The organism is Mesorhizobium sp. M7A.F.Ca.CA.004.12.1.1 (assembly GCF_003997835.1).
In the GTDB taxonomy this organism is placed as follows: domain Bacteria; phylum Pseudomonadota; class Alphaproteobacteria; order Rhizobiales; family Rhizobiaceae; genus Mesorhizobium.
Genome location: NZ_RZRK01001380.1, coordinates 1 through 757, shown reverse-complemented (window position 1 = coordinate 757; position 757 = coordinate 1). Strand labels below are relative to the sequence as shown.

The 757-nt window shown below is 63.8% G+C and carries 1 protein-coding gene and 1 pseudogene; both read left to right on the top strand.

Annotated features, from left to right (window positions below; translation table 11 throughout):
- A partial coding sequence (queG, locus tag EN984_RS36520; RefSeq protein ID WP_127384450.1) for a tRNA epoxyqueuosine(34) reductase QueG occupies window positions 1-564 on the top strand: 564 nt, incomplete at its 5' end.
- Window positions 561-757, top strand: a pseudogene (locus EN984_RS36515) (NAD(P)-dependent oxidoreductase); the annotation flags it as partial. The gene queG and the pseudogene EN984_RS36515, both read left to right, overlap by 4 nt.

The window sequence follows — 757 nt, the reverse complement described above, 5'->3', positions numbered from 1 at the left end:
GCCTGCCTCGACGCGTGCCCGACCGATGCCTTTCCGGCGCCCTACCGGCTCGATGCGCGGCGCTGCATCTCCTATCTCACCATCGAGAACAAGGGGCCGATTCCGCACGAATTCCGCGAAAAGATCGGCAACCGCATCTATGGCTGCGACGATTGTCTTGCCGCCTGCCCGTGGAACAAATTCGCCCGGGCAGCTTCCGAAGCAAAACTCGTCGCGCGCGATGATTTGCGCGAGCCGCCGCTCGCCGACCTTTTGGGTCTCGATGACGCGGCCTTCCGCGCTTTCTTCTCCGGTTCGCCGATAAAACGCATCGGCCGCGACCGGTTCATCCGCAACGTGCTGATCGCCGCCGGCAATTCCGGCGATGCCTCTCTTGCCGACACTGTGCGCGCCTTGCTGGACGATGCCTCGCCGCTGGTCCGGGGCGCGGCAATATGGGCGCTGGCGCGGCTGGTGCCCGATGCCGAATATTCAGAACGGGCAGCCATCGGCCTGAAAACCGAAAGCGACGAAGCCGTGCGCGACGAATGGCGTCTGGCGCGGCCAACCAGGGCGAATGCATGAGCGAAAAGCAGATATTCATCTTCGGCGCCGGCTATTCCGGCGGGGCTTTTGCTCGGGCTAACAAAGGCGCCGCGACGATCTTCGGCACGACACGCTCGCCGGAAAAATTCGAGACGCTACGGCAGGCCGGTGTCGCGCCGCTTCTGTTCGACGGCGCGATGACCGGCGAAATCGGCGATGCATTGGGAAAAAC